Genomic DNA, 2,080 nt, shown 5'->3' on the forward strand with positions numbered 1-2,080 from the left:
AATGTCGATGTTGATTTTGAGATTAATAGTCTTTTAGACTTACCAAAATTCAAGCAAATAATGGAGCATATGAAAATGAAAATTAATAAGAGCAAATTGGCAGAGGAATTAGGGGTAGATCGCCGAACAGTCGAAAAATACCTGAATGGTTTTGTTCCTAAAAGGACGAGAAAAAAGTCTTCAAAAATTGATGAATACTATGAAGTAATCGCTGCACTTTTGTCAGAGGATTCCAAGCAAGTGTTTTATTATCGGCGAGTGCTTTGGCAGTACTTAAGGGATAATCATGGTTTGGAGTGTGGGGCTTCTACCTTCCGTGCATATATAGCACGCACACCAGAATTTAATGCTTACTTTGTGGAGGACAAGCGTATTGCTTCACCAAAGGGGACTGTTCGTTATGAAACTCCTCCAGGCAAACAAGCCCAATTAGATTGGAAGGAAAACATTCTATATGAGACAAAGGATGGTGAACAGGTCGAGATAAATGTAGCTGCACTTATTCTTTCTACTTCAAGGATACGAACATTTTACATGAGCATATCAAAATCGCAAAGTACCCTGTTTTCCTTTTTAACAGAAGCCTTTGAAGCGTTTGGGGGAGTTCCTGCGGAACTACTTACAGATAATATGAAAACAGTTATGGATGAAGCGAGAACCGAACATTATCCGGGTAAAGTGAATGCGAAGTTTGAGCAATTTGCAAAAGACTTTGGCTTTAAAGTAAGGGCATGTATTGCAGGACGGCCAAGGACAAAAGGGAAAATTGAAACGACAATGAAGCTATTAGATGAAATCCATGCGTATCAAGGTCAATTGACATTAGAGGAGTTGTATCAGTTTATACAGGATTTAGCCAATAGAGTTAACCACCAGATCCACCAGGGGACGGGGAAAATTCCAGTCATTGAATTTAAAAAAGAAAGGAACCACTTACTCCAGCTACCAACTGAAAAAGTAAGAGATTCCTACCGTATCAAGCATACACTAGTAAAAGTTAATGCATCCAACATGATTTCCTACAAATCGAACCAGTACTCCGTACCACCAGAATATCAAGGAAAGAAAGTAGGCTTACAGGTGTATGATGACCGCTTATGGATTTATTATAACATGAAACTCATTGCACAGCATCCAGTCAGTAAGGCTAAGCTAAATTATCAGGAGGCACATTATAAAGCAGGTTTGACTGTTTCAGCCCCTTACTACCCTGAAATTGATGACTTGGCTAAGAAAAATCTAGCCACGATTGGAGAGGTGTACAAATAATGAATCCAGCTACAAATTACCAGCAGTTATTAAGAAACTTAGAGTATCTAAAACTAAAGCAAATGACCTTACATTTAAATGAAGTTGTAGATTTTGGTGTACAGAACCAAATGTCATTTATCGATACGTTAATCAAATTAACCAATTATGAAATTGATGTGCGAGAGCAAAATATGACACAAGCAATGGTGAAGGTTGCAGCTTTCCCACATTTCAAGGAAATAAAGGATTTTGATTTTGCCTTCCAACCGTCAGTCAATCAACAACAAATTTTAGATTTTCTAACCCTTCGGTTTATTGAGTTGAACGAGAATATTGTTTTTCTAGGACCAAGTGGAGTTGGTAAAACCCACTTGGCCACAGGAATAGGGATTGCCGCTGCAAAGAAACGGACGAGCACCTATTTCATTAAGTGTCATGATTTAATCCAGAATTTAAGACGGGCACGACTGGAGAACCGCCTAGAAGCACGTTTAAAGCATTATACAAAGTATAAACTATTAATTATCGATGAGATCGGTTATTTGCCCATTGATCAAGAGGACGCAAAGTTGTTTTTTCAGCTGATTGATATGCGATATGAAAAGCGAAGTACTATCTTAACAACAAATGTAAATTTTAAAGCATGGGATGAAGTCTTTCAGGAACCTAAACTGGCAAATGCCATTCTAGACCGTATTTTACACCATGCGACAGTCGTGACAATGGTGGGGGATTCCTACCGCTTAAAGGATCATTTTACGATAGAAAATGAGTAATTTTGTACATCCTTAAACAAGCAAAAATGTACATATTTGTGTTGACATTTATA

General features: G+C 37.8%; 2 protein-coding genes. Both read left to right on the forward strand.

The window, feature by feature from the left end; translation table 11 throughout:
- Positions 1-21 precede the first annotated feature (21 nt).
- A complete protein-coding gene (gene istA, locus E1I69_RS24040) occupies positions 22-1,269 on the forward strand; it encodes an IS21 family transposase (RefSeq protein ID WP_431731907.1) in 1,248 nt (415 codons plus the stop codon).
- On the forward strand, positions 1,269-2,027 hold the full coding sequence (gene istB / locus E1I69_RS24045) for an IS21-like element helper ATPase IstB (protein ID WP_136382012.1): 759 nt from the start codon (positions 1,269-1,271) through the stop codon (positions 2,025-2,027). The genes istA and istB overlap by 1 nt, the downstream gene beginning before the upstream one ends.
- Positions 2,028-2,080 lie beyond the last annotated feature (53 nt).

This window comes from Bacillus timonensis, from assembly GCF_004799755.1.
Classification (GTDB): domain Bacteria; phylum Bacillota; class Bacilli; order Bacillales; family Bacillaceae_L; genus Ferdinandcohnia; species Ferdinandcohnia timonensis_A.

Coding starts and splice junctions, on each gene's coding strand:
- istB (WP_136382012.1), top strand. CDS start 1,269: ATGAATCCAGCTACAAATTACCAGCAGTTATTAAGAAACTTAGAGTAT.